This window comes from Evansella halocellulosilytica, from assembly GCF_002335745.1.
In the GTDB taxonomy this organism is placed as follows: Bacteria; Bacillota; Bacilli; order Bacillales; family Salisediminibacteriaceae; genus Bacillus_CA; species Bacillus_CA halocellulosilytica.
This window is the reverse complement of the sequence record NZ_NIST01000001.1, coordinates 188,777-215,353: the sequence shown is the minus strand read 5'-3', so window position 1 is coordinate 215,353 and position 26,577 is coordinate 188,777. Positions and strand designations below refer to the sequence as shown.

The window sequence follows — 26,577 nt, the reverse complement described above, 5'->3', positions numbered from 1 at the left end:
TGTTTTTACTTAATGTTTTAAGAAAGTGATGATGGATCATGGGAAGTAAAGTTGAAAAAGTAAAAAAGCAATTCAATAAAATTTTCAGGAAAAAATTTGTTAAAAATGTTTTAACATTAGCTGCGGGTACTACAATGGCACAAATAATTATTATTTTATTTGCACCGATAATAACCCGATTATATGGTCCAGAAGCTTTTGGAATATTAGGGGTATTTCTATCCATTATTGCTATTATTTCACCTATTGCTGCATTGACATATCCATTAGCAATAGTGTTACCCAAAGAAGATAAAGATGCCAAACAGCTAATCAAATTGTCTATTTATATTAGTCTAGTTACAGCTTCATTAATGAGCATTGTTTTCTTGTTTATGGGTGATTTTTTCACCAATATGTTAAATAGTCAATCAATAACCCCTTATTTACAATTAATACCATTAGTTATGGTTTTGAGTGTAACGCTTGAAGTAACAATACAATGGTTAATCAGAAAGAAGCTGTTCTCAATACAAGCAAAAGCAGTAGTAGCTCAAGCCTTAATAGTAAACGCAACAAAAACTGGTTTCGGCTTTATATCTCCATTTGCAACTACTTTAATTTGGATATCAACTATTGGATATGCTCTTCATAATATATTGATTATAAGAGGTTTAAAAAAATACAAAGTACTCAAGGAACCATCACGTGTATCTAACTCAACTTTAAAAATAGGTCAAGTTGCTAAGAAATATAGAGATTTCCCTCAATATCGGAGTCCACAGACATTTATAAGTGCAGTGTCAAAAAATTTACCTGTAATCATGTTAACAACTCTTTTTAGTCCTGCAGCTGCAGGGTTTTATGCTATAGGTCAAAGAGTCTTAAAGATGCCTTCAACTCTAATAGGAAAAGCTATAAGTGACGTTTTTTTTCCTCGTATGTCTGAAGCTGTTAATAATAAAGAAAACGTTACAAGGTTATTGATTATGGGAACATTATCTATGGGGGCAATTGGAATCATTCCATTTGGAATTATAATGATATTTGGGCCACAACTATTCAGTGTTGTATTTGGTGAAGAATGGGTTCAAGCAGGAGAATATGCTAGGTGGATGTCATTATGGTTATTGTTTACATTTGTTACGAAGCCAAGTAGGCAAACGCTTCCTGTATTATTTGCTCAAAAACTAAGTTTAATAGAATCTATTGTAAGCTTAATGTTAAGAATCACTGGATTATTTGTAGGCTCATATTTATTTAATGATGATCTATTAGCAATTGCTTTATATAGTGTAGCAGGTTCGTCCACAAATATTGTATTAGTTATACTAACAATAATTAAAACCAAAAGACTTAGTAACTCATTTATTAAAGGCACTGAACGTTACTATTCTTAATAAGATAATGTTTGTTTATAGTTAAGAGTATTTATATTATAAAGATTGAACTTCTCATTATTCTGAGTTAGGAGAAATGTTATGAAGAAAATTGGAATAATAGGATCGTTTTCTGGTACCAATATTGGTGACACTATTGTACTAGAAACTATTCTTAAGTATTTTAGTCAAAAAGATGACAGTTTAGAATTTTATATACCAACTTATAATAAAAATTTTATAGAAAATTATTTTAGTTCTTATAATATTAAAGGAATTGATATAACTCTTAGGAGTTTATCCATGAGGTTCTTTGGATTTGGCTCTATTAAAAACTTAATGAAGTGTGACATAATTGTAACAACGGCTGGGATCTGCTTCGATAAGAAAATTCTTAATTTTAGATATAACTTTATTATTAGTTTATTACCTGTCTTATTTATTATGAAACTTATAAGAAAAAAAATATTTGGTCTTTGTATAGGTGTCATAAAACCTGAATCTAAATTAGGAGAATTTATAATGAAGAACTATATTGGTCTTCATGATGAGATTATCTTAAGAAATCCTCAAGATAAAACGGTTCTTGAAAAATTTGGTTATGAGAATTTTAGCGTAAGTTCAGATATTGTTTTTATAAATGATACAAAGTATCAAGGGATAAAGAATATTAAAAACAGTAGGAAGAAGAAAATAGCAATAAATCTAACTGGTTCGTTATATAATTCTAATAAAGGTGACATAAGTGGGAAAATATGTGATGTAATATCTGAATATATTGAGAGTAATAATGATGCATATTTTTACTTGATCCCTACTAGCAAGGGGGACATGGCATTTAATCAATCAATATATAATTTACTACCAGAAAGTGGTAAAGGGAATGTTGAAATTATACCTTTTTATAAATATAATTCAAATGAGGTTAACACCTTATTACAGGAATGTGACTATGTTATTGGAATGAGAATGCATTCTTTAATACTAGCTTTAATTAACAATGTTCCGGTAATAAGTCTCGACTACAGTCCTAAAGTTACTGGATTAATGCATCAATTTAATATCATTGAATACTCAATTAATATAAGCAAAGATATAAACATACTTAACATAAATCTCTTACAGGATATTTCCAAAAAATTAGAAGAAGATGCTAGATTAAGAAAAAGGTTAGAAAGTGAAATGAGAGAAATCAAGGGTGATATACTTCATAGATTAGACCAAATAAATTATTAGGGTGATTTTTTTGAAAGATAAGCTGGAATTTCTTCAAAGTAAGGGAAACTATAAAAAAAAAAAGCTGCGAAATGACACCTATTTACTTGAATTTAGTGACGGAACTAAACAAATATACAAAGAAAATAGGATTAAAGATGGTTTTAGTGGGTTAATAAAGAAGTTATTTATTAAAGGTTCTGTCTCATATATTAATGAGTTATCTTTTTATCGGTATATAAGTGGAAATGAGAATTATAATTATTTTAAATTCCCACAATTCCATTATGGTAATAATAAATATTTAGTGATTGGATATATAGATGGCAAATTGGGATTAGACGATAATGTTGAACCGCAAGTTATAACAAGAACAATGTTGGAATTTCAGGTTAATAATAGAAATTTTAAGAAAAAGATGGAAAATAAATTAATAAACTATGTTACAAGGAAATATATTTTTAGAATACCTAGAAGTATATATAGGATATTTATTAAAACTAAAAATTGGAGGCTAGTAAAAGATAGTTTAATCTTACTTTTTACCTTATCAAAAACAGAAAAGAAACAGAAGTTAGATTATTTATTACACAATGATATAATGAATATATTTACAAATAGAGAGGGTTATATATTATTATTTGATTTTGAAACAATTCAATTTGAAAGAAAGTGGATACTTACAGATATTATTGAATTGTGTCTTGACTTTGACACTTTAGATTTTGATTTTAAATTATTTCAATTGTATTGTGAAGAATTGAAAATAAGAGAAAAAATTAAATTTGATGAATGCTCTCAATTAAGGTTTGGATTATTTCGAGTAATCCTTCTAATAATTGAGTCTAAAAGTAAAAGGGAATATAATTATAGCTCTTGTAAATATTATCACTTTTTAATAAGTAATATATTTAGTGATAGTGGATTTAAAGAATGGTATTTTAGGGATATATCCTAAAATACCCATTTTACTAGCAGGAGTTTAGTAGGATTAATGTATTATGCTAATATCTCATTCCATTCTTTATTATTAATGTAATTTCTTATAAAAAGCAGGTGTTAATGTTGGACGCAAAAATTCTACATGTAGTTCCTTTAGCTAGAAGAGCTGGGTTGCAAGTCATGTTTATAAATTACTTACGTCAAATCAAGAAAAAAAATCCTCAAAAATTAAAAGAACATATTGTGTTTGCTATAAATTATAACGGAGATTTAATTAATGAAGTAGAATCTATTGGTGTTAAATGCTATAAAGCAAAAAGGTCTTTTAAATTTGATTTTAGAGTTATTTTTCAAATAATCAAGATAGTTACAAAGTATAATATAAAAATTATTTACGGGCAAAATTCTACAGGGAATATTTGGGCTTCTCTTTCTCATACTTTACTCTTTAGAACAAAATTAATTTGCCATGAACATGGTACTGCTTGGAGTGGGAACAAAGTAATCAGTCTATTATGTAACAGGTTTTGGTTGTGGAAATCGGACGTAGTAATAGCAAATTCATTAGCAACTAAATCGCTACTGGAAAGGAAGTTTAATGCCGATAAAAAGAAAATAATAACAATTTACAATGGTATCCCGCAACAAAAGTTAGTAAAAGGGGTTAAGAGAAAAACGAACCAACTATTGTTTGTTGGAAGACTAGATGAAGTTAAGTCACCAGAAGTAATTATTGATGCTATTAGTATACTACTTAGAGAGAACTTTAATGTTAATGTAGTTTTTCTTGGAGAAGGACCTCTATTAAAGTCTTTATATGAAAGTGCAAAAAAATCAGGAATTCAAAATATGGTTACATTTAAAGGAAGTGTAAGTCCAGATGAAGTATCAAGATACATGGCTGAGTCTACTTATTTAATTTTACCTTCAATAAGAGAATCGCTAGGAAATGTAATAATAGAAGCCGCCATGCAAAATACTCCTGCAATTGCAACTAAGGTTGATGGTATCCCTGAGGTTATAAGAAGTGAATCTTACGGGAGACTTATAAAACCAGAAAAGGCAATAAAAGGTAAAACGAGTATTAATTATTCTGTAGATCCAGACACTTTTGCTTTAACAGGGCAAAGGAAAATTGACCCAAATGATTTAGCCAAAGTAATCATTGAGGAATTAGAAGTTGGTAACTATCATGAAAAAGGAATTAAAGCAGGTCAGATTATTCCAAAAAGGCATAAAATGTCAGACTATGCAGATGCTTTAGACCAATTATATATAGAATTATTGAAAAAAAAATAAATTGAATAAATTTATCTATATTATAATAATATTTTTACATTAAATTCTAATAAAGAAGTAGGTTTATTATGAGAAAAGTTTATTTTGTATATTTAGTATCTATATTTACCGGTCTAGGGTCAATGACGATGATAAATATGTCAGCCTTGAGCGTGTCAATAATTGATATTTTGTCAATAATACTTATTCTATTATTTTTTGGGATATTAATAAGAGGAAGAAGACTCCTAATCATTAATAGTATAGAGTTTTTCATAATTATATTCTTCATTTTATGTTTAATATTATATCCATTATTAGGAGTGATTATATATAGTTATCCTTTATATTTAGTAACGGATATATTTAACTGGTCTTTGTTTTTATTTTCATTATTAATTGGCATAAATATTTACATAAAACAAAAAAGTAATTTTTTAAAAGATCTATTCCTTGTTCTTAAGATAGCTATAATAGTCCATCTTATTTTTGTCATGTTACAATTTTTGAATTTTAATACATCTCTTTCTTTAAATTACATCTTAGATCTTAGGTTTAGTGATTCTGATTTGAGGTATGGTCATATAAATAGATTTACAGGTGCATTCAGTTCAATAGCGGCACTTGGAACTTTTTCTGTATTTGCAAATATACTCTTTTTACAAAGAATAATATTTTCAAAAGATAAAAATATTATTTGGTTTATAATGTCGATGATTACATTGATATCTTCTGGCCAAAGAACATCATTTCTTATATGGATTTTATTTTTTACTATAATTTTAGGCATTATTGCATACAAAAATAATAAACTTTATAAGTACTTTTTTATAGGGATTATGGTTATGACTATTTTAAGCATTATCACTTACTTCTCTTGGATTCTCAATTTAGGAAGGATACAATCACAATTTTCTCGAATAATTGAAGTTCTTGATTTATTAATGTTTCGTACTAGTGTTGGGGAGGCATCTGGAAGAGGGCTACGATGGACTGATAGCATTACATATCTAATTGATCAAAATAAAGAAATTTTTGGCTTGCTGGCTAATCCAGGTCATGTATTTCCAGGAGAAGCTATAGATTCATATTATGTGATCATGTTTATCCAGGGAGGTCCTTTTTTATTAATTTTGTTCATAGTATTAATGGCATTATTGATCATAAAATCTTATGAAATTATTTCTAAGGACCCACTTTTCTCTCATGTGTCAATTATATCTTTTATTGTTGTTATGCTTGGTTCTTTTGCTCAGGCGAGTTTAAACAATTCTATTGGAAGAGGTATTTTATTAGTAGGAATAATCTCATTATTGATAAGTAGAAAAAATAATAACAATTTTAGTAATAATAAAGGAGTTAATGTATGAATATATTAGTAACCGGTGCTGCCGGATTTGTTGGTATGCATCTAGCTAAGAGATTGTTAGATGAAGGTCATATGGTAGTTGGTTATGATAATCTCAATGATTATTATGATGTCCAGTTAAAGAAGGATCGTTTAGAGGTTTTACGCTCTTACGATTCTTTTGTTTTTTATGAAGAGGATTTAGCTGATCGTGAAGCATTAAATCATTGTTTTGCAAAAGAACAGATTGATGTTGTCATAAACTTGGCTGCCCAAGCTGGTGTACGCTACAGCTTAGAGAACCCGCATGTGTACATCGACTCAAATATTCAAGGGTTTACGAATATTTTAGAAGCATGCCGTCACTTTGACATTAAGCACCTTATTTATGCATCATCGAGCTCGGTATACGGAGCAAATGTGAAAATGCCATTCTCGACATCAGACGAAGTAAACCATCCTATTAGCCTTTATGCGGCAACGAAGAAGTCGAATGAGTTAATGGCTCATACATATAGCCATTTATACAACATTCCAACGACAGGACTTCGTTTCTTTACCGTTTACGGTCCTTATGGACGTCCGGACATGGCGTATTATTCATTTACGAAAAATATCGTTGAAGGAAAGACGATTAAAGTGTTTAATAATGGTGAGATGATGCGAGATTTCACTTATATTGATGATATCGTTGATGGGATTGTTCGATTAATCGATATGCCGCCTCAAGCGGATGATTCATGGGATCGAGAAAATCCAGATCCAAGCTCTAGCTATGCACCTTACAAACTATACAACATTGGCAACAATCAGCCGGTGAAATTGATGGACTTTATCCAAACATTAGAAAAACACCTCGGTATTGAGGCGAAAAAAGAGTTTTTACCGATGCAGCCGGGAGATGTCCAAGCAACATATGCAGATATCGACAGTTTGAACAAGGCAACAGGGTTCAATCCGACGACAACGATTGATGAAGGACTAAAGAATTTTGTTGATTGGTATAAAGAGTATTACGATATGAAGGAAAAAGTTCCTTCTCTTCAACATGAAGGATTCTTATCTAAATAAATTAATAGCCTTGGAAGGGCTTATGAACAAACAATAAGAGGAGTGAATCGACATGCAAAAAGTCAAAAAAGCGATTATTCCAGCTGCAGGGTTAGGGACACGTTTTCTACCTGCAACGAAGGCACAGCCGAAGGAAATGCTGCCAATTGTAGACAAGCCGACGATTCAATATATCGTAGAAGAAGCGATTGAATCTGGAATCGAAGATATTATTATCATTAGCGGACGTGGCAAGCGCGCGATTGAGGACCACTTCGATAAATCGTACGAGCTAGAAGAGACGTTGTTAAAGAAGCAAAAGATGGACATGCTCGATGAAGTTCAGCGTATTTCAAACATGGTAAACATCCATTACATCCGTCAAAAGGAACCGAAAGGGTTAGGACATGCGATTGCATGCGCAAGCAGCTTCGTCGGTGATGAACCATTTGCGGTTTTATTAGGTGACGATATCGTTCAATCCGAAACACCGTGCTTAAAACAGCTGATCGATGTGTATGATCGCTATCATTCATCTGTTGTCGGTGTTCAGCCTGTTCCGGAAGAAGATGTATCCAAGTATGGCATCGTATCTCCGAAGTCAACAGAAGTCGAAGAGGGTGTCATCCATGTCAGTGATTTAGTCGAAAAGCCAAAAATGGAAGAAGCACCTTCAAACTATGCGATTATGGGACGCTATGTTCTTCGTCCAGAGATCTTTGACATTTTGAATGAGCTGCCACCAGGAGCGGGGAACGAAATTCAATTGACAGATGCGATAAAAAAGATGAACGAAGATCAAGTCGTTCTTGCTTATGAATTTGCCGGAAAGCGTTATGATGTTGGCGACAAGCTTGGTTTTGTCAAAGCAACTGTTGACTTTGCCTTAGAACGTGATGACTTAAAGTCGGATATGCTAGAATATATGGAAGAAATTCAAAAGAAATTTCTCGTGAAACAATAGGAGGCAGCTATGAAAAAAATCGCAGTAGTAGGGACGGGCTATGTTGGACTCGTAACAGGTGTTGCGTTATCCGATATTGGCCACGAAGTGACGTGTATTGATATTGATAAAGACAAAGTAGCTTTCATGCAATCGGGAAAATCACCGATTTATGAACCAGGTTTAGATGAAATCATGACTCGTAACATTGAAGCGGGCCGTCTGAAATTTACGGTTGACCATAAAGAAGGCTTTGCTAATAAGGACGTTGCCTACATTGCTGTCGGTACACCTGAGAACGAAGACGGAACAGCGGACCTTCGTTTCATTGAAACAGTCGCGAAAGATATTGCCCATAACATTACAGGCGACATTACGGTTGTCACAAAAAGTACGGTCCCGGTCGGAACGAACGACTATATTTTTTCACTCATTCAGGAACATGTCACAGAAGGGCACAATGTGACGATCGTATCAAACCCAGAGTTTTTACGTGAAGGCTCAGCTGTTCATGACGCGTTCCACGGTGATCGAATCGTCATCGGTTCTGACAGTGAAGAAGCGGCAGCATTAATCGAAGAAATTAATAAGCCATTCGGCATTCACATTTATAAAACGGATGTTCGAAGCGCAGAAATGATTAAATACGCATCCAATGCGTTTTTAGCAACAAAAATTAGTTTTATTAATGAAATTTCCAACTTATGTGAAAAGTTAAATGCAAACGTCCATGACGTTGCGCAAGGTATGGGGCTTGATAGCCGAATCGGTAACCAATTTTTAAACGCCGGAATTGGTTATGGCGGTTCTTGCTTCCCGAAAGATACGAGTGCGTTAGTGAAAATCGCTGAAACAGTAGGAGAGGACTTTGAACTCGTACGCGCGGTTATGAATGTGAACAAGAAACAGCAAGTTCTTCTCGTTGATAAAGCGAATGAAGTTTTAGGCGACTTAAAAGGGAAGAAAATTGCGTTATTAGGGTTAGCGTTTAAACCGAATACAGATGACATGCGTGAATCTCCTGCGATTGCATTAGCTGGCGAGCTCTTACATCAAGGAGCAGAAGTCGTCGGCACTGATCCGATTGCAATGGACAATGCACCTAACTTTATGCCAGGCGGCGTGTCATACGTCGAAAGCGCAGAAGAAGCAATTAAGGACGCTGATGCTGCGTTTATCGTCACTGATTGGCCGCAGTTTAAAGACTTAGATTTAGCGATCTTTGCTGAAAAAATGAAGCAGCCGGTCGTCTTTGACGGACGCAACTGCTACAGCTTAGAGCGAGCTACAGAAGCAGAGCTAGACTATTACTCAATCGGCCGTCCATCCGTGACGCGAAGTACGAGAGAGAGTAATCGAGTACGTACACCAGAAAGTGTTTAAGATATTCAATTCGTTGGCTGTTGTATATAAAGTGCAACCTGCAACAGCCGATGGATTCTTCAAGGTCAAAGAAACGAGAAAAAAGTAACCGCCCCACTCATTCCAAGATCCGAGTCGTTCCTTTTTTCTAGAATTACTTAAAGTTTGCCAGCCGCTCTTCTTGTGGCATGCAGCTGCACGAACGAGTGTTGGTGCACATGATTTTGTGAAGTAGTGAAACATAGAGTGAGTTTTGTTGTATCACAAGGCTGCAAGTAAACAAGCACACAAGCTGAAGCTGAGCGAAAGGCACTAATCTTTTGCGCAGTATTTCTTTTATAAGGGAGAGCATAATCATGGGTGTAGAAGAATTAAAAGAACTGATGAGAGAAATCAAAAGTCGCGGTGACAACGAACATGACATCAAAGTTGATGCAATCCTACAACTCATTGAAGCAAAGCTTTCAGAAGGAATGAATCAGACGTCTAGTTTGAAAAAGTAACTATATGATTGCGGTCCGATTTTTTGCTTTACTGATCTAAAATTGTCATAAGCTTATGCCGAGGAATAGTTTCAAGAAGCACATTCGTTTTTTACCAGGAATGACTGTAATAATCGACCTCATTAGTCATCCCGGAACATGCTCTGTACATATTAATAGATAGAAGCTATTCCATACACACATCGTTTGAAAACTATTTCTTATTTTGACGATACAAATCAATTGTTTTATATCCTTGTGATAAGATATCAACCATTTGTACTTGGCGTTTATCTCGTGTTTTCTGTTGCTTAGCAGAAAAGAGATAGCGAGCCCAATCCCTTTGGTAACCTGGTGTTAACTCTTGATAAAACTTTTGTTCATTCGGATGATCTGTTAATAGCTTTTCGATATCTTTCACATGATCCTCGTAATCTGTTACACGTTGACTTGCAGTGGCTGACTTTTTCGCTTTCTTCTTTTCACGCTTTAATCCAACGACAGTAAAGACATCATCCATACTGACCATTCGCGAAAATTTCACATCACTATTTTCCACATATCCATCCTCGTCGACTTTCATTGCAGGAAAAATCTCATCTCTATGTATGTACGTATCATATCGCTTATTTCCTTTTTTCGGATAGGCAAAAAATAAGTATCCTTTTTCTCGTAATTGTTCTTCATTGATCACTTTTTGAGTTTGATTCACCATTTCATCAACTGTTTCGATAAAAATGAAAATGGCGTCATGGTCTCCTAATAATTCCGTCTTAAATCCATCAAACACATCATAATCACTTGGTTCATTGAGTACAGCCATATTTTCGTATTTATTTACGTTTAATTTATCAATAATGGACATAACTGACTCCTTTTATTGTTCTTAGTAGATTAGGATTCACAATAGTAAACGAGTTATGACTTTTCTATATAGCTTTTTAAAGCATCTAAATCTTTTACACAAGCTTTTTTAAAAGCTCCAGCCATCATTTTACCAAATACTTTAGCAATGCCAGAAAGGCCGTTTATCTCGCCGTGTAAAGTAATTTCCGAATGAGTCCCTGCCGATGAAATGATATATGTAAACACAAATTCACCTTTTCCGGTTGTTCCTTTCGTTCCATCACAGCGTAGGACAATTTTGTCTGGTTCATGCAGTTCGACAACCTCAAAATGCTCAGTAGCCTCTTTTCCGAACATTTTCCTCGTTTCCTTCCACTCACTTCCTACCTTTAAAGGTCCATCGTCCAATCGCTCGATTCCTACTAACCCTTGCATCCAGTGCTCGGCAGAATCAAGATCAAGCAAAGCCTCGTAAGCTTTTTGTTTGGATGTCTGGAACGTTCTGTTCACTTCAAAACGAATACTCAAGGTAGACTACCTCCTTAGAACCTTTTTCTATGAGTATAGCATAGGGTTCGTTTTTTTTAATGAAGAACTACGGTCACTGATGTTTTCGCTCACATAAAATTGAGCCACTTTTCTAAAGGAAACGTAATAATTGATCTTCCATAATCGGGGACTTTTCTGAGATAAGGAAAGCGTCTTTCTTCATGAAAAGTGCCAGGTTGTTGAGGAACGTTTCTTAAGGTCATTGGATATTTATGTTAAAATAGATATTGTGAACGTTTTTTACTTTAAGTAACGAAGCAGGATAGTATAAAGAACGAATTACTCATATTTTTGTAAAACAATATATACAAAAGTGAAGTGTTTCTTATGTCAATAGGGCTGCAAATTTTGTTATTTGCAATTCCGGGAATTATTATTTACTACGGAGTTTTTTGGGGTACTCCAAAATTAGTAAGGAAAGGTTGTGACTGCTAAACTAAATGTAACAGTTCTCGTTTGATAAGATTTAACACTTCTTGTCCATTAAGACTCTGGTGACTCTCCAAGAGATCCAGGAAAAATACTAATTTTTCTTCTTAGACACTAGATATAATAGATTTGTATATCTGAAAGTGTTTGAGGAGGTTTGAAAGGTGGATAAGTGGCAAGTGTATATGGAAATTGATCAACTGTTAAAACAAGGTTTTAGTAAGAGTAAGGTTGCAGAAAAGCTAGGGATTTCAAGACCAACGTTATATCGTTATTTAAATAGAAATCCGCAGGAGATGGCAGAATGGATGGTTACTATTCAATCAAGAGAAAAGAAGCTTGATAAGTATAAAGAATTAATTCTTTCCTGGTTGAGGCAGTACCCAGATATGACGGCAGCTCAAGTACAAGATTGGCTGCTTGAGAAATATCCATCTTTTGAAGTGGGAGAAAGTACTGTTAGATCTTATGTGAGAGAACTAAGAAAAGAATACAACATCCTGAAGGAGATATCGCCTAGATCATATGAGGCTTTACCCGATCCTCCATTAGGAGAACAAGTCCAAGTGGACTTCGGCCAGACGAAAAACAAGAAATCTAATGGAGCAGGAACAGTTAAACTATATTTCATTGCATTTGTATTATCTCATTCTCGTTATAAATACATGTATTGGCTAGACCGTCCTTTTACAACGAAAGACGTTATTGAATCACATGAGTTAGCCTTCCAATGGTTTCATGGTATCCCTAATGAGTTGGTATATGACCAAGATAATTTACTCGTTGTTAGTGAAAATAATGGAGATTTAATTTTGACTGAGGAGTTTCAAAGGTATAAAGAAGCAAAGAAGTTCAACTTATTTGTTTGTAGAAAAGCGGATCCTGAGAGTAAAGGTAAAATAGAAAATGTCGTAGGTTTTATCAAGCATAATTACGCTAAGCATAGACTATTTCACAACTTAGAATCATGGAATGAACATGCGATAGAATGGCTCAACCGAACTGGAAACGCCAAAGTTCATAACACCACAAAAAAAAGACCGGTTGAAGTGTTTGCCCTTGAAAAACAACACTTAAAACCAGTCACGAACATCATTGATGTTCAACATAACAACAATAACAGTATATCAAGGTCTATACGTAAGGACAATACCATACGGTATTTATCTAATCGATACTCACTACCATTAGGGAGTTTCCATAAATACAAGGAGGTTTATCTTACAGTCGTTGATGATGAAAAGCTCATCATTTGTAGTCCTGACGGGGAGATCTTGGCTAAGCATCAAATATCAATAGAGAAAGGAAAACTTATTCAAGATCGTAAACATCAACGTGACCGTACAAAAGGAATAGATGCCTTTATCGATTCTGTGGCAACTTATTTTGATAATCAAGAATTAGCTCATGAGTTTATATCAAGAGTAAGAGAAAAGAATCCACGTTACATTCGCGACCAGTTACAACTGATATTAAATTCGATCAAAGGAAATCATTCTATGATTATTAATAGTGCGCTCGATGAATGTATTCACCGAAACCTTTATAGTGGTACAGATTTCAGCGATATCATTGGGTACCTAAAACGACAACGATCGTTACACATTACTCGAAACGATAACGCTGAACAAATGAAACGACCTACAACGATGACTTCGAATTGGGTAATGGATACAAATGCATCAAAAAGAGAAATGGACAAGTATTACTCTATATTAGAAGGTGATTGTCAATGACACAGCTCAATCAATTACAAGAACTTATGAGAACCTTACGGTTCGTTGAGACATCTAATCACCTAACAGAATTAATTAAACAAGCTGAACAAAATGACCATTCTTATACAAGGTTTTTACTTGATATTATGCAATATGAACAAAAACGCCGAGAAGAAAAACAAGTTGAAAAACGTTTGAAATGGGCGACATTTCCAGACTATAAAACACTCGAAGAGTTTGATATTAAAGAGCAACAGTCATTAAGTAAGAAACAACTCAATCAGTTGGGTGATCTGACATGGATTGACCAGCTGTACAATTTAGTTTTATTGGGTCCTCCAGGTGTGGGAAAAACGCACCTGGCCATAGGGCTAGGAATCAAAGCAATATATGAAGGGTATAAAGTTATCTTCACTTCAATGGGTGATCTTGTGCATGCATTAAAAACAGAAGAAATAACACGTAAATCAAAAACAAGCTTAAAACGAATGAGAGATGCCGATTTAGTTATTATTGATGACTTAATGTTTATGGCAATGGATCAGCAAGAAGCAAACCTATTTTTCCATTTGATTAATGATTTACATGATCAAACATCGATTGTTTTAACTTCTAATAAAGCACCAAAAGAATGGGGCGAACTCTTAGGGGACCCTGCCATAACGACTGCAATACTAGACCGAATTGTACACCGTGTTGAAATAATACATTTAAACGGTGACAGTTATCGAATGAAGCATCGAAAGAACATCTTCGGGCAGGAAAGTGTAACAAATTAATCAGCAAAAACTGTAACATTTTACTTGACGGTCACAAAGGTATCCCTTTAATTTATTCTTTCTGGTTTTGGCTATGGTGTCCCGTTCTATTATTACTGCCATTATCCATCAGTTTGTATATTTTTCTAGAAGGTGGAGCACTGACTATAGAAGCAATTACACAACGCTTCAGATTAAATCCTATAAGTAAAGGTGATTGGCTTTGGATTGGGTTAGCTGTTGTATTAACTATACTTCTTGACCAAATTCTAGAACCTATAGGTAAAGTATTAGCGAAGTACAAACTATTTTCACCACCAAAGTATTTACCTGCACCTTTTAACCCGTTAAAAAAATTCAATATTCCTCCTAAAGAGTTTTTTGGTGTCTCATTAAAAGGGAACTGGAAACTATTAATGATTTTTGTCCCGATTCACTTAGTGGCAATGTTCAGTGAAGAAATGATATGGAGAGGATATCTTTTACCAATACAAGAAATGATGTTTGGAAATATGGCTTGGGTTATTAACGGATTACTCTGGGCTTGGGTATTACATATAGCATTAAAATGGCACATTATTGGAATGATACCTAGTATGATGATAGCGCCATTAATTGCCCAACTTACTCAATCTACGTTGGCTTCATTTGCGGTCCACGCTATTGGGAATGCTCCTTTATGGATTGTGCTTCTTATTGGGGTTCTAAAAACAACAAAAAACTTAAATGAAAAACAAGAGATAAATTCTTAGATATAAAATGAATCTTGTTCAATTGGTGCTAGAATCCAATAAGAGCGAGCTAGTTGCAACAGCCATTGATTTTCAACAATCGGGAGCGTTTATTTGAGGAACGCGTTTTTTCGTGTACTGGGCAGGATTATGGTGTGATTGTGGAGGCTTTTGATATTTATTATATATTTCAAAAAATGATTCCCCTTAGCTCAGACAATGAAGAAATTAAATAAAAGCGGAGAATTTCTCCGCTTTTATTTAATTGTTTCTTTTTCAACTAAAGCACTCCGTTTGTTGAAGTACCTTAGGTTATTTCACAATCTGCAAATTTTAGAATCATCACCCTTATTCTATATCTTCAAATTACTAACCTTTTTCGGATTATGAAGTTTTAACCACTTTTCAGACTCACTTATCATCCAATTTCCAAATTTATTTAAAAAACCAATTATTTCATCAGCATTGTCAACTGGCTTTATAGCATATTTAAGTACTTGTTTCATTTCAGCTTCCTTCTCTGGATAATGTTTAGAAAATACCTTATATGCTGGGAATAAATCTCTTGTATATTGATTTTCTTCTTCTACCACAAGTGCAAGTCCTGCCCTTACTATAATTTTCATTATCCATCCACAACAATCTAAAATATCTTCAATATCCTCATTACCATCAAGGTCGTCCTTTGCTTGTTCCACTTGATTTTTGAGGTTGACAAGGTGTTCATTACCAATTGTTTTATCTGCTTTATAATTCGGTAAGTAAACCTTTAAATCTTCCCCAAATACGCATACACTATGGGTTTTTATCATAAATGGAATAATTGAAAAAGTAGTGGTGTCTATAATATCTTCAATGCTATATAAACTAAACTCCACCCCATTCACAAAGTTGAATTTTTTGTTTAGTTCTTGTTCAGCTTTGTGGACCCAGCCCAAGTCTATATCATTAATATCATTTTTGGTTACTGCTATTGTATCTAAATCAGATACGTTATAAATATCAAAACCACGAGGAACTGAACCCCTAATATATACGCTGTGTAAATCTGCTCTTAAATGGCTTTGATACTTTTCTATAACTTCTTCTATCACCTCATAAAAATCAGGTTTAATTTTCTTTAAACTTGAATCGTTTATTATATACCCGTTGTCATCAGTTGGACAAAAACGCCCAATACTTTTAATATGTGTCAACTTACCTCTCCTTTGTTGTTTCAGTAATGCTCCCCGTTACTGGAACAAGAGCAACGACTGCTTATTCAGCTATCGCAATCCCAATAGTTGAATACCCCTTTTTAATTATCAACCTTTTTTAAAAACTTTTCTAATATTCTCGTATATATATCTGGTTGTTCCGAATGAACCAAGTGGGATGCAAAAGGAATAATAGATACATGAACATCATCTTTTATTGAAGGATAAAATAATGTCCCTTTAGCTTCAGCTTTATTCCCCTCACCAACCATATACAAAATTGGAGCAATAATACCATCCAAATCATTTGTTTCTTCAAATGGATACCAATTTTCGTTCTTAGCCATCTCAAGGAACTGTCTCCAATTGGACTTATGTAAATTTTCAAAGTAACTCAATGCATCATTATTTTTTAATAATTGAGACTGATGTTCAACATCTTCCTTTTGAAGTTCTATCCAATTGTCGGGTCTTTTGGACAAAACACCAGAAATCGTTAAACTTTTTACTTTAGAAGGAAATCTTTTTGCGAAATAAAGTCCTACCAGAGCTCCTAATGAACATCCTACAATATGTGTGGACTCTATACCTAAATGGCTAAGTGTTTCAGCTATGTCTTTTGCTGAGTCTTCAAAAAAGTTAGTAAAGTCATCTTCTACCGAATTGCCATGACCACGTAAATCAGGTAGAACAATTTTATATTTATCTTTAAAATATTCTCTCTGATATTCAAAATCAGTCAGACCAGTTTGCAAACCAGTATGTAGAAAAACAATAGGTTGTCCTTCCCCAAAATCTTCAGTATGTAAAATCAAATTTAATTCCCCCTCTATTTTTTACTTTCTTATGTTCAACTCTTCTCCCCGTTAGTACCATAACAAGACACCTGCTGAATCTTGAACTAGAGCTCCCGTTTTGTTTAAGTACATTCTTTCACAAACATAACCCATAATCTTCATTTGTTACAGGAATGCTGCACAGTTTGTTTTCACTATAACTAGCACTAAGTATAATCCACCAGAAATCAGTTTTCTCTGTTTTTAAGTTGTAGACGATTTAGAATTGGAAATCCCCATCCTTCATTAGCAGGACTTCAGTTCCACCTTCTTTAATGCCCACTACTTTCATATCTTCGGTACCAAAGGTCACATTGACTAACAAAAGTGAAGTATTCAGACCCGCTTCCTTCAACTCTTCCTCAGATTGGTCAATGCCATTTTGAATATTGGAAGGAGATGCATTTCCGATTCCAATATGACTGGCCGTATTTTCATCAAACAAGGTATTGTAAAAAAGAGTATCTGCCTGAGCAAGAGGAGATTTATTAGAGACCAAGGCAATTTCACCTAGATAATGTGAACCTTCGTCTGTTTCGATTAGATTTTGTAACACTTCTTGTCCCTTTGCGGCATAATAGTCGGTAATCCGTCCATCTTTAAAAATTAGATAAAATTCATCGATGACACTTCCCCCATAGACAAGAGGTTTAGTACCTACCAATTTGCCATTCACCTTATTTTTATGGGGAGCAGTAAATATTTCTTCCGTAGGAATGTTCGGAAAGAAAAGTATTCCATTTTTATCTATGACACCCCCACCGATATAGAGATGATTTTTAGGTAGACCAATTAATAAATCAGTTCCAAGGCTATTTGTAAAATGCAGGGCTTCAAATTGGCTCTCGTTTAGGATTTTTTTTCGAGACTCGAAGGCTCCATTATGACTCTCCCAATCTTTTATAGGATTTTTCCCATCTGCCCGAGATCCTTTTAAAATTAATTTCCATAATGATTGTAAAGCTTCTTCTTTACTTAGGTTGGGAAATACTTTAGTTGCCCATACAACGTACGGGACAGCTAGAAGACACCAGCGTACCTCGTGGGATCTAATTTTCGCATAATAATCCCTCAATTTGGTACGAGAAGCTTTTTGGAAACGACTTATCCTTTCTGTGGAAACCTCCTTAAAGACATCTAAGTTTTCAGAAATAATATGGATGTAAGCAGCACCTGCATCGTCCCACTCCTTAAAACGGGCAGCCTGCCAATCAGGAAAGTGATCGATGACACTATCTGCTGCATTTAAGTAAAATTCTTTGTTAGACTGTTCATCTGTCCAATCTATAAATACATTTGAAGCTCCTGCTTCGTAGGCTACCGTTTGGATTAGACGTGCAAACGTAGCATTTTGTATATCACTATGAATAATCAATAATTGATTTTTTTGCAAATTTACACCAGCTCGTACAGCAAGTTCTGCATACTTTTTTAACTGTGTTTCACTTATAAATTCATATATTCCTTTAATCATTTAATATCTCCCCTGTGATGTTCTTGTATAATTTTACTACAGAACCCTGACCTACTTAAACTAACCTCCCAGTTAGTACTATAACAAGACCTGCTGAATCTTGAACAAAAGCACTCCGTTAGTTAAAAGTGTATTCTTAACAATCAAGGTTAGTTTTATATGAATAATTGGTTTATTTAATTCTAACACCAGTCTTTTCTTAACCAATAAACAATGCATCTACCTATAACTATAGTTTGATGTTCCTATGCATGAAAAGGATTCTTTCTATTTCTTCAAAACCATTTTTCTTATAAAATTCTTCGGCAGGTATTCCTCTATCTGTGAGCAGTGTAATGTTACTTATATTACTGCTATGAAGCTCTTTTATTAAATGATTTAACATCGCTCTTCCAATACCCTTATTTTGACATTGTGTTTTTACACACATTTCATTAATAAAGAACTCATCTCCGCTCCACCAAAATCTATTCACACCAAAAATAAAGCCGAAAATTTCGTCGTTTTCTACCGCTAAAACGCCTAAAAATCCAGGTGTCTGGTAAAAACTCAGTAAATATTTTTTAGCCTTTGTAAATGTCCATTCATCATTCCAAGGCTCATCATTGAAAACTTCAATAAATGTTTCCGTACATTTATTTAAATCATTTTTTGATAATAGTTTAAATTCCAAGGTAAATTCTCCTTATCGCTAAATGGATTATTCTACTACAAAAAAACAAAATTCATTATTGTGCTAACCTCCCCGTTAGTACCATAACAAGACCGGCTGAATCTTGAACAAAAGCACCCGTTTAGTAAAAAAGGTGCGTTTGATTATCTGGTTAATTTTCACCAACAAACCATTACTTGCTTTCACGTTCAATTTTTAAACCTCTAGTTTGTGGAGGGTTGGATTCCCTAATGTAGTCATACCATACGTTCACTTTCTGTCCTTTTTTTATGTCAGCCAACGTACTTCTATCTTCAACAGTAACCTAGATTTCACCATTAGGAGAAAGTAAATTGCTGGTTCCTTTTAAAGTAATTTCTTTCCTTCTCTTTTTGATAACCTCGCCACTGAGGACTTTCTCATCGGATATACCGAATAAGGAACTATTTGTGGAAATTTCCTCTTTATATGCATGATTATTAGTAGTTTCAATATCTGTACCGTCACTACATTCCATCATTAACAAAGTAACTAATAACAAGAAAGATAGAATTTTCCTCAAATAAACCCCTCCTATTCTTTTTTGCTCTTAACAAATCGTATAAACCAATATAACGCAATCCAAGGTAGAATGTATCTAGTAACCCATTCAACAAAACCTATAATAATAGTAACCCCATCATAATTAAACATATTTAAGACAATAAAAATTAAAACTAAACCTACTGTACCGTATAAGAAATATTTCATTTTTTCCTCCTTTCTTATTGTGTTAAACTCCCGTTTGTACAATATGAACTCCCTACTTGCCTTGTATAATCATAACCCTATATACAAATTATACCAATACTAATTTTAAATGATTTATAGCCTTAGACTACTAAAACGCATTTATTGATTAGCTGACTAATTATCAAAGAACACAAACTGGTAAACAGCCTGTCATACAGTGGTAAATTCCTTGTCATTTAGTGGTAAAAACGATGTCAATGGTGGTACATTTCGTTGGCTGTAATCATTTGAGGTAAATTTTTATTAAGCAAAAGGGCCGGATAATCGATTAAGCATTGGAAGTTAATTTGGATATTGGTGTTAAAAATAATTAGAGATTATGAAACATTGTACTTAAAGTAAAGCGGAGTTTACTTTAACAAAGAACTTTTAATTTTGTTTTTAGGATGGAAACTAAGTTAAGGAGAGTTTAAATGACTGAAAAAACAACATTAGATAATTTCGAAGAATATGATAACCCTATTTTGTATGATAAGGAAAATGACACATATACAGAAGATATCACTTTTTTAGAAAAATGGGCATCGAAAGCAGAAGGAATAATTATTGATTTGGCTTGTTGTACAGGTAGGGGTCCTACCGACAAAACGCGCATATTATACGTTAAGCAAATTGCAACCTAAAAAAGTTGATTTCTGTACGCTAAGGAACCGACTTTTTAATTTGGCTGGTTAAGTAAAACTCCCTTTAGCTCAATAAGGGGTGGAGTCAGGATTTTGACAATTTACAACGTTAAGGATACAAACACTGTTATATCAAAGACTATGAGGTTTGTATCAATAGAGTCTAATCTATTGAGATGGAGTCAAAAATACGTGAAATAAAGCTTATCAGTGTCTCATATGACTTGTCTCAAAATTCTTATCGTTGCTAAGTCAGAAAATTTCATCTCTTATAATAGCTTAACGTTGTAAATCCGCATTTTCGAGACTGTACCCCTATTAGCTTGAAATGCCCATGTTTGTCCTTTTATCTTGGGATAATAAACGAAACCACCATTCTCAACATCAAGAATTTCCCTGAACTTTGTAGGGTACTGTATATGTTTTTTTTATCCATTCATGCTTTCGGTTAATCCTATTTTTTAACTCTTTCATAGACCAATAAACTCCTAATAATTCCTTCTCTATTTAATTGTTGAAGTTCTACTTTTGAAATTAAAATATAGTCTGGTGGAATCGAAATTTCTACATTAGCTAAAATTTTTTGCATAAAATCCCTCCTAAATATGGTATTTATTAGTTCTTTATATAGTTCTTTATAACCGTTTTTCTTTAGGGAAAAAGCATAAAAAAAGAACGTGAGCAGTAAACTCATCGTTCTTTTTTGATTTGCAACAAAATGTAAAAATTTTCAGATAAATGTTGACAGATTTATATCTGGAAATTAAACTTGTACCAATAAATGTAATAGATAAATTTGGAAAATATGTATTATAAAACTATTTTTTGAATTTTATTGTATTTAAATCCTTGTTTTATAATGTATTGCTAGAATTAGCCTCGATCATTATTAAATAGAGGAGGTAGATATATGTAATTTCATATTCAACTAACTTTGATGGATGGACGGATGCGGATGACTTTGTGAAAACTCAATAACAAGAGAAGGGTTTTAAAATGTATCAGAAAAAGTTGAAGTTTGTTTCTTTTCTGACCTTTTCACTAGTGCTTTTGTTAGTAGGTTTTAGCAACAAAGTAGATGCTCAAAGTGCTGAGATAAGTATTGAACACTCTAATGCAAAGGTAATTGATAGTGAGACTGATAATTTTTTTAGTGATGATATCGGTATAGCGTCTGATATCTATGCTGAAAACAGCGAAATGAAATGAAAATATTTTAAAGGAGCGTGTTTTTGAATGAGAAAGAGTATTTTGATATTTTTGACTATTGTAATGGTCTTGCCTGTTTCGGCATTTGGATTTAGTTATGAGGAAAATGAAGTGAAAATTCCAAGTAATGGTATAACACCTGAAATCCTTTATAAGCAAGAACGAATTAATAATAAACAAATTGAAGTTACCAAAACCAATGGTACTTCGGCAGTTTCCGATCTAAAAGAGGAGAACGGAGTATTAAACGGTAAAATAAAAATTAATAACCAAGAACCAAAAACATATCATCTCCTATCAACAAATAAGAAATATAATGATGATATGACTATTTATACAGGCGAAGTGGAGAATAAAGATCTTTTTTTTGAGGCTTACTTACCTAAAGATAGAAGTTATGCAACAATTAATATTTTTGGATTAAAAGATAAGGATGGCGATTTCGAAGCATACGAAAACAGAATAGACCCTTTTACAGTTAAATTTAATGATGATATCAATAAAATAAAAGTAAAGGAAGAAACATTTATTGAAGACCAAGAAGTTATTGAAGCAAATTTGCAAAATATGGGATTAGTACAAATTGGTGAAGCACATTATGATGGTATTGGGATTGAAATACAAACAATTTTAAACAGAAATACTGAGTCTCCATGGGTAACAAGACAATGGACGGATGTTGAAGGGGCAAAAAAGTATAGTAGTCAACCTTCACCAACAGCCTGGATTAGAGAAGCTGTATTTGTAAATGAAGGGTTAAACAATACTTATTTTACTCCAGAAAAACCTAGTCAAAATGATGTAACAAATTTTAATGTCCCCTTAAAGATACGTGAAGTTGAAATCAACATTCCTGTTAGAACTTCCGAAACATTATTAAGCAATGAGGCATTTGATAACCCATTACAACTAAATCTCATTTGGAATTTTAGAAGAGCAAGCAACTTTGAATATGGAAACAATGATGAAGGCATTGCACAATATTCAATATACTCTCACGATGGCATTACAAATTCAGATGGTTATTATGAAGTAGACTTTACTATGCTTAACCTATATGAAATGGTGGATAATGAACGTGAATATTTACCATTCGGTATTCAAGGAACCGCACAATTTTACTAAACAACTAACAAAAGAACCATTGTATATAATGGTTCTTTTGTTATATTACAACATTATATTGGTGTGTTAAAATGGAAAATAAGTAAAAAATTAATATTTAGAGGGATATTATGATGAAAAAGCTACTAATAATTTGCTTTGCACTTTCACTGATACTGAACTTTTACCTAATTCATGAAATCCAGAATCACAAGGAAAGGAACGAGTCACAATTAAGGACTGAATATATTCAGGATTTACACAGATTTACTGAGATAATCCAAGGTGTCATTAAAGATTTTCGATCTGAATCGATAGATACAAATCAAATAAAGTATAAAGTTGCCCTAGGATTTTCTTTAAGGTCAAGAGCCAAGATAAATAGCAATGATATAACCTCTATAAGAATGGATAACATATTCCATGAGTTAGAACAAATAGTTGTTATAGTTGAAAATGAAGAACATGATAAAGATCTTTTACAGAGTCTAATGGAAGAATTAGAACATGAAAATGATATTTTAATTGATATTTGGAAACCTCCTTATGAAGTTGATCCGATAGATCAATTAGAAGAAATTGAAATGAGACTAATAAAAATGTTTAACATAGTCAATAAATATGAAACATCTAACTGAAGGCACCATAAAGATCACCAAGGTAATTTATACAAGAACATTTGTTTCTGTATCAATATTTTGGTTAAAAGGAAAAATAATACTGGTGATGATATGAAACTAAATAATAATGAGAGTCATACATCTAGAAATGTCATAGATAAGATGAATGATGGATTAGAAGATTTTATTGAAGGTCTACAATAACTCTGAAGAGGACCAAGAAACATTCGATGATGAAGTGCAGTAAACCATTGAAAAAGCACGTCAAGTTTATGGTGAAGATGCAGTGAATAGGAAGATTAATACGATCGTGAAGGAAATGCTTGAGTGGCTTCCGTTGGATGATGTTGAAGAAGATAAAAAAGAAGAAGAAGAGGAGCATTTAATACTTTTAAAAGAGCAACTTTCATATCTTCAAAGTATTTTATTTGAGAATCGTGAAAGTTTAAAAAATCTACTTCCAATTGATGAGTTAAATGGCTTTTTTGACAGACCACCTCAATTAAGTGACCTGTAATCTAGTGTTGGATTATCTTAAAAGGAAACATAGATGTAGTCTACGTTTCCTTTTGTGCTCCTCTCATATAACTATAATACTTTTTATCGATTGAATCACTGTATGTCGTTCTACGTCCTGCTAGTCATAAGTACACTCTCATTCGTGAAGTGATTGAAAAATATAACTTAAAACATATGATGAAATTTCTCTATGAGGCTGCCGGTGTATCGCGAAGTGGTTACTACAATTACTTCTCAGCTAAATCAGAAGAGGCACGGAGATGCCTAGAATTGAAGGATAAAGAAGCAAAAGCAATGATATTAAAAGCATTTCATTTTAAAGGTCGTAAGAAAGGGGCACGTCAAATCAAAATGACATTGGCGGGTCAATTTCAGTGTGTCTTCAATTTGAAGAAAATCCGTAGACTCATGAAAAAGTTTGATATCGTCTACCCTATTAGGAAAGCAAACCCATACAGGATAATGATGAAAGCAACTCAAGAACACCAAGTTGCCCCAATCTACTAAACCGTCAATTTAAACATGAGACACCGGGGAAAGTACTTCTTACAGATATCACTTACTTAAACTATCACGCTGGACAGAGAGCCTATTTGTCCGTCATTAAAGATGGATCTACAGGTGAGGTTTTAGTACATTATATGTCAAGTCGTATCATCATGGAATTGGCGACCAATTCCTTAACAAAACTGAAGAAAAACAGGAACTTTAAGAAGGCTAAAAACGCTCTTATCCATTCTGATCAGGGTACTCATTACACGCATCCAGATTTTCAAAAATTCGTTCGAAAGCTAGGGTTACGCAATATATAGGGGTAGCACCGTCAAAGCGCATATTTTATATGTTAAGGCTGAAACACCTGATATATTAGGATTATGATTACAAATAACCAAAAAGGATATCTGTTACATATTTTGGTAGATTGATTTTGGTATGAGTTTTGGTTATGAAATTAATCGGTATTTTCCATAATTTAAGCAAATAATGAAGCTATTTTATAAACGCGTTCATTTTTGATTATCCCTTAGCGTATAATATCCCGTTTTGTCGGCTGTACCCCAGGTAGAGCAACTATACCTTTAGCAACAGTTAAATTCCTACTACAACATGTTCCCCAATCAGGCCAAATATTTTTAGCAATTGAGAAGAAATTCTATACAGTCATATTTGATAAACTAAAGAAAACATAAGGAGGGAGCAATCATTATGGGAAAAACAGAAAAGACTCAACTTCCAATAGTCGTGTCTCGAGAAGAATGGCTTGATGCACGTAAAGAACTGCTTAAAAAAGAAAAAGAAGCCACCCGTGCACGTGATGCGTTAAATGCCGAACGCCGCAGGTTACCGATGGTCGAAATTGAAAAGAATTACGTTTTCGAAGGACCGGATGGCAAGAGCAGTCTGCTTGACCTGTTCGAAGGACGCCACCAGCTCATTGTTCGCCATTTTATGTTTGATCCAAGGTGGGACAAGGGATGCTCGAGTTGTTCAGCAGCGGCTGACGAAGTATCTGAAGGTCTTCTCAAGCACTTGCACGCTCGTGACACGACGTTCGTTACGATCTCACGTGCACCGCTAAACAAAATTGAAGCCTACAAGACACTCAAGGGTTGGGACTTCCCTTGGTATTCCTCGTATGGTAGTGACTTTAATTATGACTTCCACGTTACATTGGATGAGTCGGTTGCTCCTATCGAGTACAACTACCGTACTAGGTCAGAGCATGAACAGGCAGGAATGATTTATTTCACTGAGGGGGAACAGCCGGGTCATAGCTGTTTTCTACGTAATGGTGAGAAAGTCTTTCACACTTACTCCATGTACGCCCGTGGCGCCGAGATGCTTGGGGGCTCATACTATTTCCTTGATTTGACTGCGCTTGGTCGTCAGGAAGATTGGGAGGAACCGAAGGGGCGTGCAGCTGCCGTGCATGGTGCAAACCCTAACTTTTCAGATTGAATCGTGAGCAGATGATACCTCATAAAAACTTCGTAAGGTTAGATTAATGTTTCCCCGAATCGAACATTGTGCAGCCAAGAAAATGGTATGTCGAAGCTGCCTTGATCCACGTTTCGATATACGACTCAATGAGGCGGTAAAGCGACCTGAAGAAAATACACCTGGATCAATTCCAGCAAATGCTACAAGCTTTCTAGCATCCTCAAAATTATGAATATCCCCGATTTCCGCAAGAATCATGGAGGCGGTTTGCTTACCGAAGACAGATATGGAGGATATAATATTAAAATCGTCTAATGTGCTTGTAATTCCTTCAATTTCGGAATCGAGACTCGCCATATGCTCTTTTTGTTGTTTCAACACATTGATTTGAAGAAGAAGGTTGAAGCAAAGCCCTTCATGTTCGTGTTGAGCAGGGCTGCATTAGCTAGCTCAAGAAATTCCGTCGCTTTTTTCTCCGCCCATTTTAAGGATCGTACAGGTCGAATGGCTTCATAAACCTACCTTAATAATACGAAAGTTATTTCCGTTACAATAAAGTTATTCCGCTAAAGGGAGCTTCAGTTGAAGAAGCATTAAGTGAT

29 protein-coding genes and 2 pseudogenes are annotated in these 26,577 nt (G+C 34.0%); 19 read left to right on the top strand and 12 right to left on the bottom strand.

Annotation, left to right across the window (positions count from 1 at the left end; all coding sequences use genetic code 11):
* The first annotated feature begins 38 nt into the window (after positions 1-38).
* From CD001_RS01005 to CD001_RS26170, 9 genes are all read left to right on the top strand, one after another.
* Positions 39-1,379 (top strand): lipopolysaccharide biosynthesis protein, encoded by a 1,341-nt coding sequence (locus CD001_RS01005; protein ID WP_096185787.1) that lies wholly within the window; start codon positions 39-41, stop codon positions 1,377-1,379.
* A gap of 81 nt (positions 1,380-1,460) precedes the next feature.
* Positions 1,461-2,594 (top strand): polysaccharide pyruvyl transferase family protein, encoded by a 1,134-nt coding sequence (locus tag CD001_RS01000; RefSeq protein ID WP_096185786.1) that lies wholly within the window; start codon positions 1,461-1,463, stop codon positions 2,592-2,594.
* 10 nt (positions 2,595-2,604) lie between these two features.
* On the top strand, positions 2,605-3,531 hold the full coding sequence (locus CD001_RS00995; RefSeq protein WP_096185785.1) for a hypothetical protein: 927 nt from the start codon (positions 2,605-2,607) through the stop codon (positions 3,529-3,531).
* Positions 3,532-3,635: 104 nt separating this feature from the next.
* Positions 3,636-4,814 carry a glycosyltransferase gene (locus CD001_RS00990; RefSeq protein ID WP_096185784.1) on the top strand — a complete coding sequence of 393 codons (1,179 nt, stop codon included), beginning with the start codon at positions 3,636-3,638 and terminating at the stop codon, positions 4,812-4,814.
* 68 nt (positions 4,815-4,882) lie between these two features.
* Positions 4,883-6,163 (top strand): hypothetical protein, encoded by a 1,281-nt coding sequence (locus tag CD001_RS00985; RefSeq protein ID WP_096185783.1) that lies wholly within the window; start codon positions 4,883-4,885, stop codon positions 6,161-6,163.
* Positions 6,160-7,212 carry an NAD-dependent epimerase gene (locus CD001_RS00980; RefSeq protein WP_096185782.1) on the top strand — a complete coding sequence of 351 codons (1,053 nt, stop codon included), beginning with the start codon at positions 6,160-6,162 and terminating at the stop codon, positions 7,210-7,212. Before CD001_RS00985 ends, CD001_RS00980 begins: the two co-directional genes overlap by 4 nt.
* Before the next feature lie 52 nt (positions 7,213-7,264).
* The gene (gene galU / locus CD001_RS00975; RefSeq protein WP_096185781.1) at positions 7,265-8,155 is read left to right on the top strand and encodes a UTP--glucose-1-phosphate uridylyltransferase GalU; all 891 of its coding nucleotides are present in this window, start codon (positions 7,265-7,267) and stop codon (positions 8,153-8,155) included.
* A 9-nt stretch (positions 8,156-8,164) separates the two neighbouring features.
* A complete protein-coding gene (locus CD001_RS00970) occupies positions 8,165-9,517 on the top strand; it encodes a UDP-glucose dehydrogenase family protein (RefSeq protein WP_096185780.1) in 1,353 nt (450 codons plus the stop codon).
* A 335-nt stretch (positions 9,518-9,852) separates the two neighbouring features.
* Positions 9,853-9,999, top strand: coding sequence for a hypothetical protein (locus CD001_RS26170; RefSeq protein ID WP_179298552.1), 147 nt, complete (start codon positions 9,853-9,855; stop codon positions 9,997-9,999).
* 193 nt (positions 10,000-10,192) lie between these two features.
* Here the strand turns inward: CD001_RS26170 and CD001_RS00965 are convergent, their stop codons facing one another.
* A complete protein-coding gene (locus CD001_RS00965) occupies positions 10,193-10,843 on the bottom strand; it encodes a YdeI/OmpD-associated family protein (RefSeq protein WP_096185779.1) in 651 nt (216 codons plus the stop codon).
* 53 nt (positions 10,844-10,896) lie between these two features.
* On the bottom strand, positions 10,897-11,352 hold the full coding sequence (locus tag CD001_RS00960; RefSeq protein WP_096185778.1) for an SRPBCC family protein: 456 nt from the start codon (positions 11,350-11,352) through the stop codon (positions 10,897-10,899).
* 614 nt (positions 11,353-11,966) lie between these two features.
* On the opposite strand from CD001_RS00960, the gene istA reads away from it, so the two are divergent.
* The 3 genes from istA (at position 11,967) to CD001_RS00945 (ending at position 15,030) form a co-directional block, all read left to right on the top strand.
* Positions 11,967-13,538, top strand: a complete 1,572-nt coding sequence (gene istA / locus CD001_RS00955) for an IS21 family transposase (protein ID WP_096185716.1) — start codon at positions 11,967-11,969, stop codon at positions 13,536-13,538.
* Complete coding sequence (gene istB, locus CD001_RS00950; RefSeq protein ID WP_096185777.1) at positions 13,535-14,299, top strand: IS21-like element helper ATPase IstB; 765 nt, start codon at positions 13,535-13,537, stop codon at positions 14,297-14,299. The genes istA and istB overlap by 4 nt, the downstream gene beginning before the upstream one ends.
* Before the next feature lie 113 nt (positions 14,300-14,412).
* Positions 14,413-15,030, top strand: a complete 618-nt coding sequence (locus CD001_RS00945; protein WP_096185776.1) for a CPBP family intramembrane glutamic endopeptidase — start codon at positions 14,413-14,415, stop codon at positions 15,028-15,030.
* A 332-nt stretch (positions 15,031-15,362) separates the two neighbouring features.
* Here CD001_RS00945 and CD001_RS00940 read toward each other — a convergent pair whose 3' ends face one another.
* The 6 genes and pseudogenes from CD001_RS00940 to CD001_RS00915 all read right to left on the bottom strand — a co-directional run bounded on the left by CD001_RS00940 (position 15,363) and on the right by CD001_RS00915 (position 19,729).
* The gene (locus CD001_RS00940; RefSeq protein WP_096185775.1) at positions 15,363-16,205 is read right to left on the bottom strand and encodes a nucleotidyltransferase; all 843 of its coding nucleotides are present in this window, start codon (positions 16,203-16,205) and stop codon (positions 15,363-15,365) included.
* A 101-nt stretch (positions 16,206-16,306) separates the two neighbouring features.
* On the bottom strand, positions 16,307-17,020 hold the full coding sequence (locus tag CD001_RS00935; protein ID WP_096185774.1) for an alpha/beta fold hydrolase: 714 nt from the start codon (positions 17,018-17,020) through the stop codon (positions 16,307-16,309).
* A gap of 241 nt (positions 17,021-17,261) precedes the next feature.
* On the bottom strand, positions 17,262-18,515 hold the full coding sequence (locus CD001_RS00930) for an aminopeptidase (protein ID WP_096185773.1): 1,254 nt from the start codon (positions 18,513-18,515) through the stop codon (positions 17,262-17,264).
* 229 nt (positions 18,516-18,744) lie between these two features.
* Positions 18,745-19,188 (bottom strand): GNAT family N-acetyltransferase, encoded by a 444-nt coding sequence (locus CD001_RS00925; protein ID WP_096185772.1) that lies wholly within the window; start codon positions 19,186-19,188, stop codon positions 18,745-18,747.
* Between the two features lie 172 nt (positions 19,189-19,360).
* Positions 19,361-19,471, bottom strand: a pseudogene (locus CD001_RS27200) (DUF3221 domain-containing protein); the annotation flags it as partial.
* A 21-nt stretch (positions 19,472-19,492) separates the two neighbouring features.
* Positions 19,493-19,729, bottom strand: coding sequence for a hypothetical protein (locus tag CD001_RS00915; RefSeq protein WP_096185770.1), 237 nt, complete (start codon positions 19,727-19,729; stop codon positions 19,493-19,495).
* Positions 19,730-20,372: 643 nt separating this feature from the next.
* Here CD001_RS00915 and CD001_RS00910 point away from each other — a divergent pair.
* Positions 20,373-20,582, top strand: a complete 210-nt coding sequence (locus tag CD001_RS00910) for a hypothetical protein (RefSeq protein ID WP_179298551.1) — start codon at positions 20,373-20,375, stop codon at positions 20,580-20,582.
* Positions 20,583-20,851: 269 nt separating this feature from the next.
* On the opposite strand, the gene CD001_RS27130 is transcribed toward CD001_RS00910, so the two are convergent.
* From CD001_RS27130 to CD001_RS27120, 3 genes are read right to left on the bottom strand one after another with little or no spacing between them, the layout of a single operon-like run.
* Positions 20,852-20,974, bottom strand: a complete 123-nt coding sequence (locus CD001_RS27130) for a DUF771 domain-containing protein (protein WP_306454106.1) — start codon at positions 20,972-20,974, stop codon at positions 20,852-20,854.
* Positions 20,967-21,056 carry a hypothetical protein gene (locus CD001_RS27125; protein ID WP_306454052.1) on the bottom strand — a complete coding sequence of 30 codons (90 nt, stop codon included), beginning with the start codon at positions 21,054-21,056 and terminating at the stop codon, positions 20,967-20,969. The genes CD001_RS27130 and CD001_RS27125 overlap by 8 nt, the downstream gene beginning before the upstream one ends.
* Positions 21,037-21,171, bottom strand: coding sequence for a hypothetical protein (locus CD001_RS27120; protein WP_306454051.1), 135 nt, complete (start codon positions 21,169-21,171; stop codon positions 21,037-21,039). Before CD001_RS27120 ends, CD001_RS27125 begins: the two co-directional genes overlap by 20 nt.
* Positions 21,172-21,578: 407 nt before the next feature.
* Here CD001_RS27120 and CD001_RS00900 point away from each other — a divergent pair, with 407 nt between their 5' ends.
* From CD001_RS00900 to CD001_RS00870, 6 genes and pseudogenes are all read left to right on the top strand, one after another.
* Positions 21,579-21,791 (top strand): hypothetical protein, encoded by a 213-nt coding sequence (locus CD001_RS00900; protein WP_096185769.1) that lies wholly within the window; start codon positions 21,579-21,581, stop codon positions 21,789-21,791.
* A gap of 27 nt (positions 21,792-21,818) precedes the next feature.
* Positions 21,819-22,916, top strand: coding sequence for a hypothetical protein (locus CD001_RS00895; protein ID WP_096185768.1), 1,098 nt, complete (start codon positions 21,819-21,821; stop codon positions 22,914-22,916).
* A 110-nt stretch (positions 22,917-23,026) separates the two neighbouring features.
* On the top strand, positions 23,027-23,533 hold the full coding sequence (locus tag CD001_RS00890; protein WP_096185767.1) for a hypothetical protein: 507 nt from the start codon (positions 23,027-23,029) through the stop codon (positions 23,531-23,533).
* Between the two features lie 232 nt (positions 23,534-23,765).
* The gene (locus CD001_RS00885; protein ID WP_407081129.1) at positions 23,766-24,032 is read left to right on the top strand and encodes a hypothetical protein; all 267 of its coding nucleotides are present in this window, start codon (positions 23,766-23,768) and stop codon (positions 24,030-24,032) included.
* A 104-nt stretch (positions 24,033-24,136) separates the two neighbouring features.
* Positions 24,137-24,837 (top strand): annotated as a pseudogene (locus CD001_RS26745) (IS3 family transposase); the annotation flags it as partial.
* Between the two features lie 403 nt (positions 24,838-25,240).
* Positions 25,241-25,993 (top strand): DUF899 domain-containing protein, encoded by a 753-nt coding sequence (locus CD001_RS00870; protein WP_096185763.1) that lies wholly within the window; start codon positions 25,241-25,243, stop codon positions 25,991-25,993.
* Here CD001_RS00870 and CD001_RS00865 read toward each other — a convergent pair.
* Entirely contained in the window at positions 25,985-26,332 is a 348-nt protein-coding gene (locus tag CD001_RS00865; protein WP_142303525.1) for a transposase, read from the bottom strand. The two genes, CD001_RS00870 and CD001_RS00865, sit on opposite strands and share 9 nt — an antisense overlap.
* Positions 26,333-26,577: the final 245 nt, after the last annotated feature.

Coding starts and splice junctions, on each gene's coding strand:
- CD001_RS27125 (WP_306454052.1), bottom strand. CDS start 21,056: ATGAAAGAGTTAAAAAATAGGATTAACCGAAAGCATGAATGGATAAAA.
- CD001_RS00895 (WP_096185768.1), top strand. CDS start 21,819: ATGAGAAAGAGTATTTTGATATTTTTGACTATTGTAATGGTCTTGCCT.
- istB (WP_096185777.1), top strand. CDS start 13,535: ATGACACAGCTCAATCAATTACAAGAACTTATGAGAACCTTACGGTTC.
- CD001_RS01000 (WP_096185786.1), top strand. CDS start 1,461: ATGAAGAAAATTGGAATAATAGGATCGTTTTCTGGTACCAATATTGGT.
- CD001_RS00990 (WP_096185784.1), top strand. CDS start 3,636: ATGTTGGACGCAAAAATTCTACATGTAGTTCCTTTAGCTAGAAGAGCT.
- CD001_RS00865 (WP_142303525.1), bottom strand. CDS start 26,332: ATGGCGAGTCTCGATTCCGAAATTGAAGGAATTACAAGCACATTAGAC.
- CD001_RS00980 (WP_096185782.1), top strand. CDS start 6,160: ATGAATATATTAGTAACCGGTGCTGCCGGATTTGTTGGTATGCATCTA.
- CD001_RS27120 (WP_306454051.1), bottom strand. CDS start 21,171: ATGCAAAAAATTTTAGCTAATGTAGAAATTTCGATTCCACCAGACTAT.
- CD001_RS00970 (WP_096185780.1), top strand. CDS start 8,165: ATGAAAAAAATCGCAGTAGTAGGGACGGGCTATGTTGGACTCGTAACA.
- CD001_RS00965 (WP_096185779.1), bottom strand. CDS start 10,843: ATGTCCATTATTGATAAATTAAACGTAAATAAATACGAAAATATGGCT.
- CD001_RS00930 (WP_096185773.1), bottom strand. CDS start 18,515: ATGATTAAAGGAATATATGAATTTATAAGTGAAACACAGTTAAAAAAG.
- CD001_RS00890 (WP_096185767.1), top strand. CDS start 23,027: ATGATGAAAAAGCTACTAATAATTTGCTTTGCACTTTCACTGATACTG.
- CD001_RS00900 (WP_096185769.1), top strand. CDS start 21,579: ATGTATCAGAAAAAGTTGAAGTTTGTTTCTTTTCTGACCTTTTCACTA.
- CD001_RS01005 (WP_096185787.1), top strand. CDS start 39: ATGGGAAGTAAAGTTGAAAAAGTAAAAAAGCAATTCAATAAAATTTTC.
- CD001_RS00910 (WP_179298551.1), top strand. CDS start 20,373: ATGACTGAAAAAACAACATTAGATAATTTCGAAGAATATGATAACCCT.
- galU (WP_096185781.1), top strand. CDS start 7,265: ATGCAAAAAGTCAAAAAAGCGATTATTCCAGCTGCAGGGTTAGGGACA.
- CD001_RS26170 (WP_179298552.1), top strand. CDS start 9,853: ATGGGTGTAGAAGAATTAAAAGAACTGATGAGAGAAATCAAAAGTCGC.
- CD001_RS00985 (WP_096185783.1), top strand. CDS start 4,883: ATGAGAAAAGTTTATTTTGTATATTTAGTATCTATATTTACCGGTCTA.
- CD001_RS00870 (WP_096185763.1), top strand. CDS start 25,241: ATGGGAAAAACAGAAAAGACTCAACTTCCAATAGTCGTGTCTCGAGAA.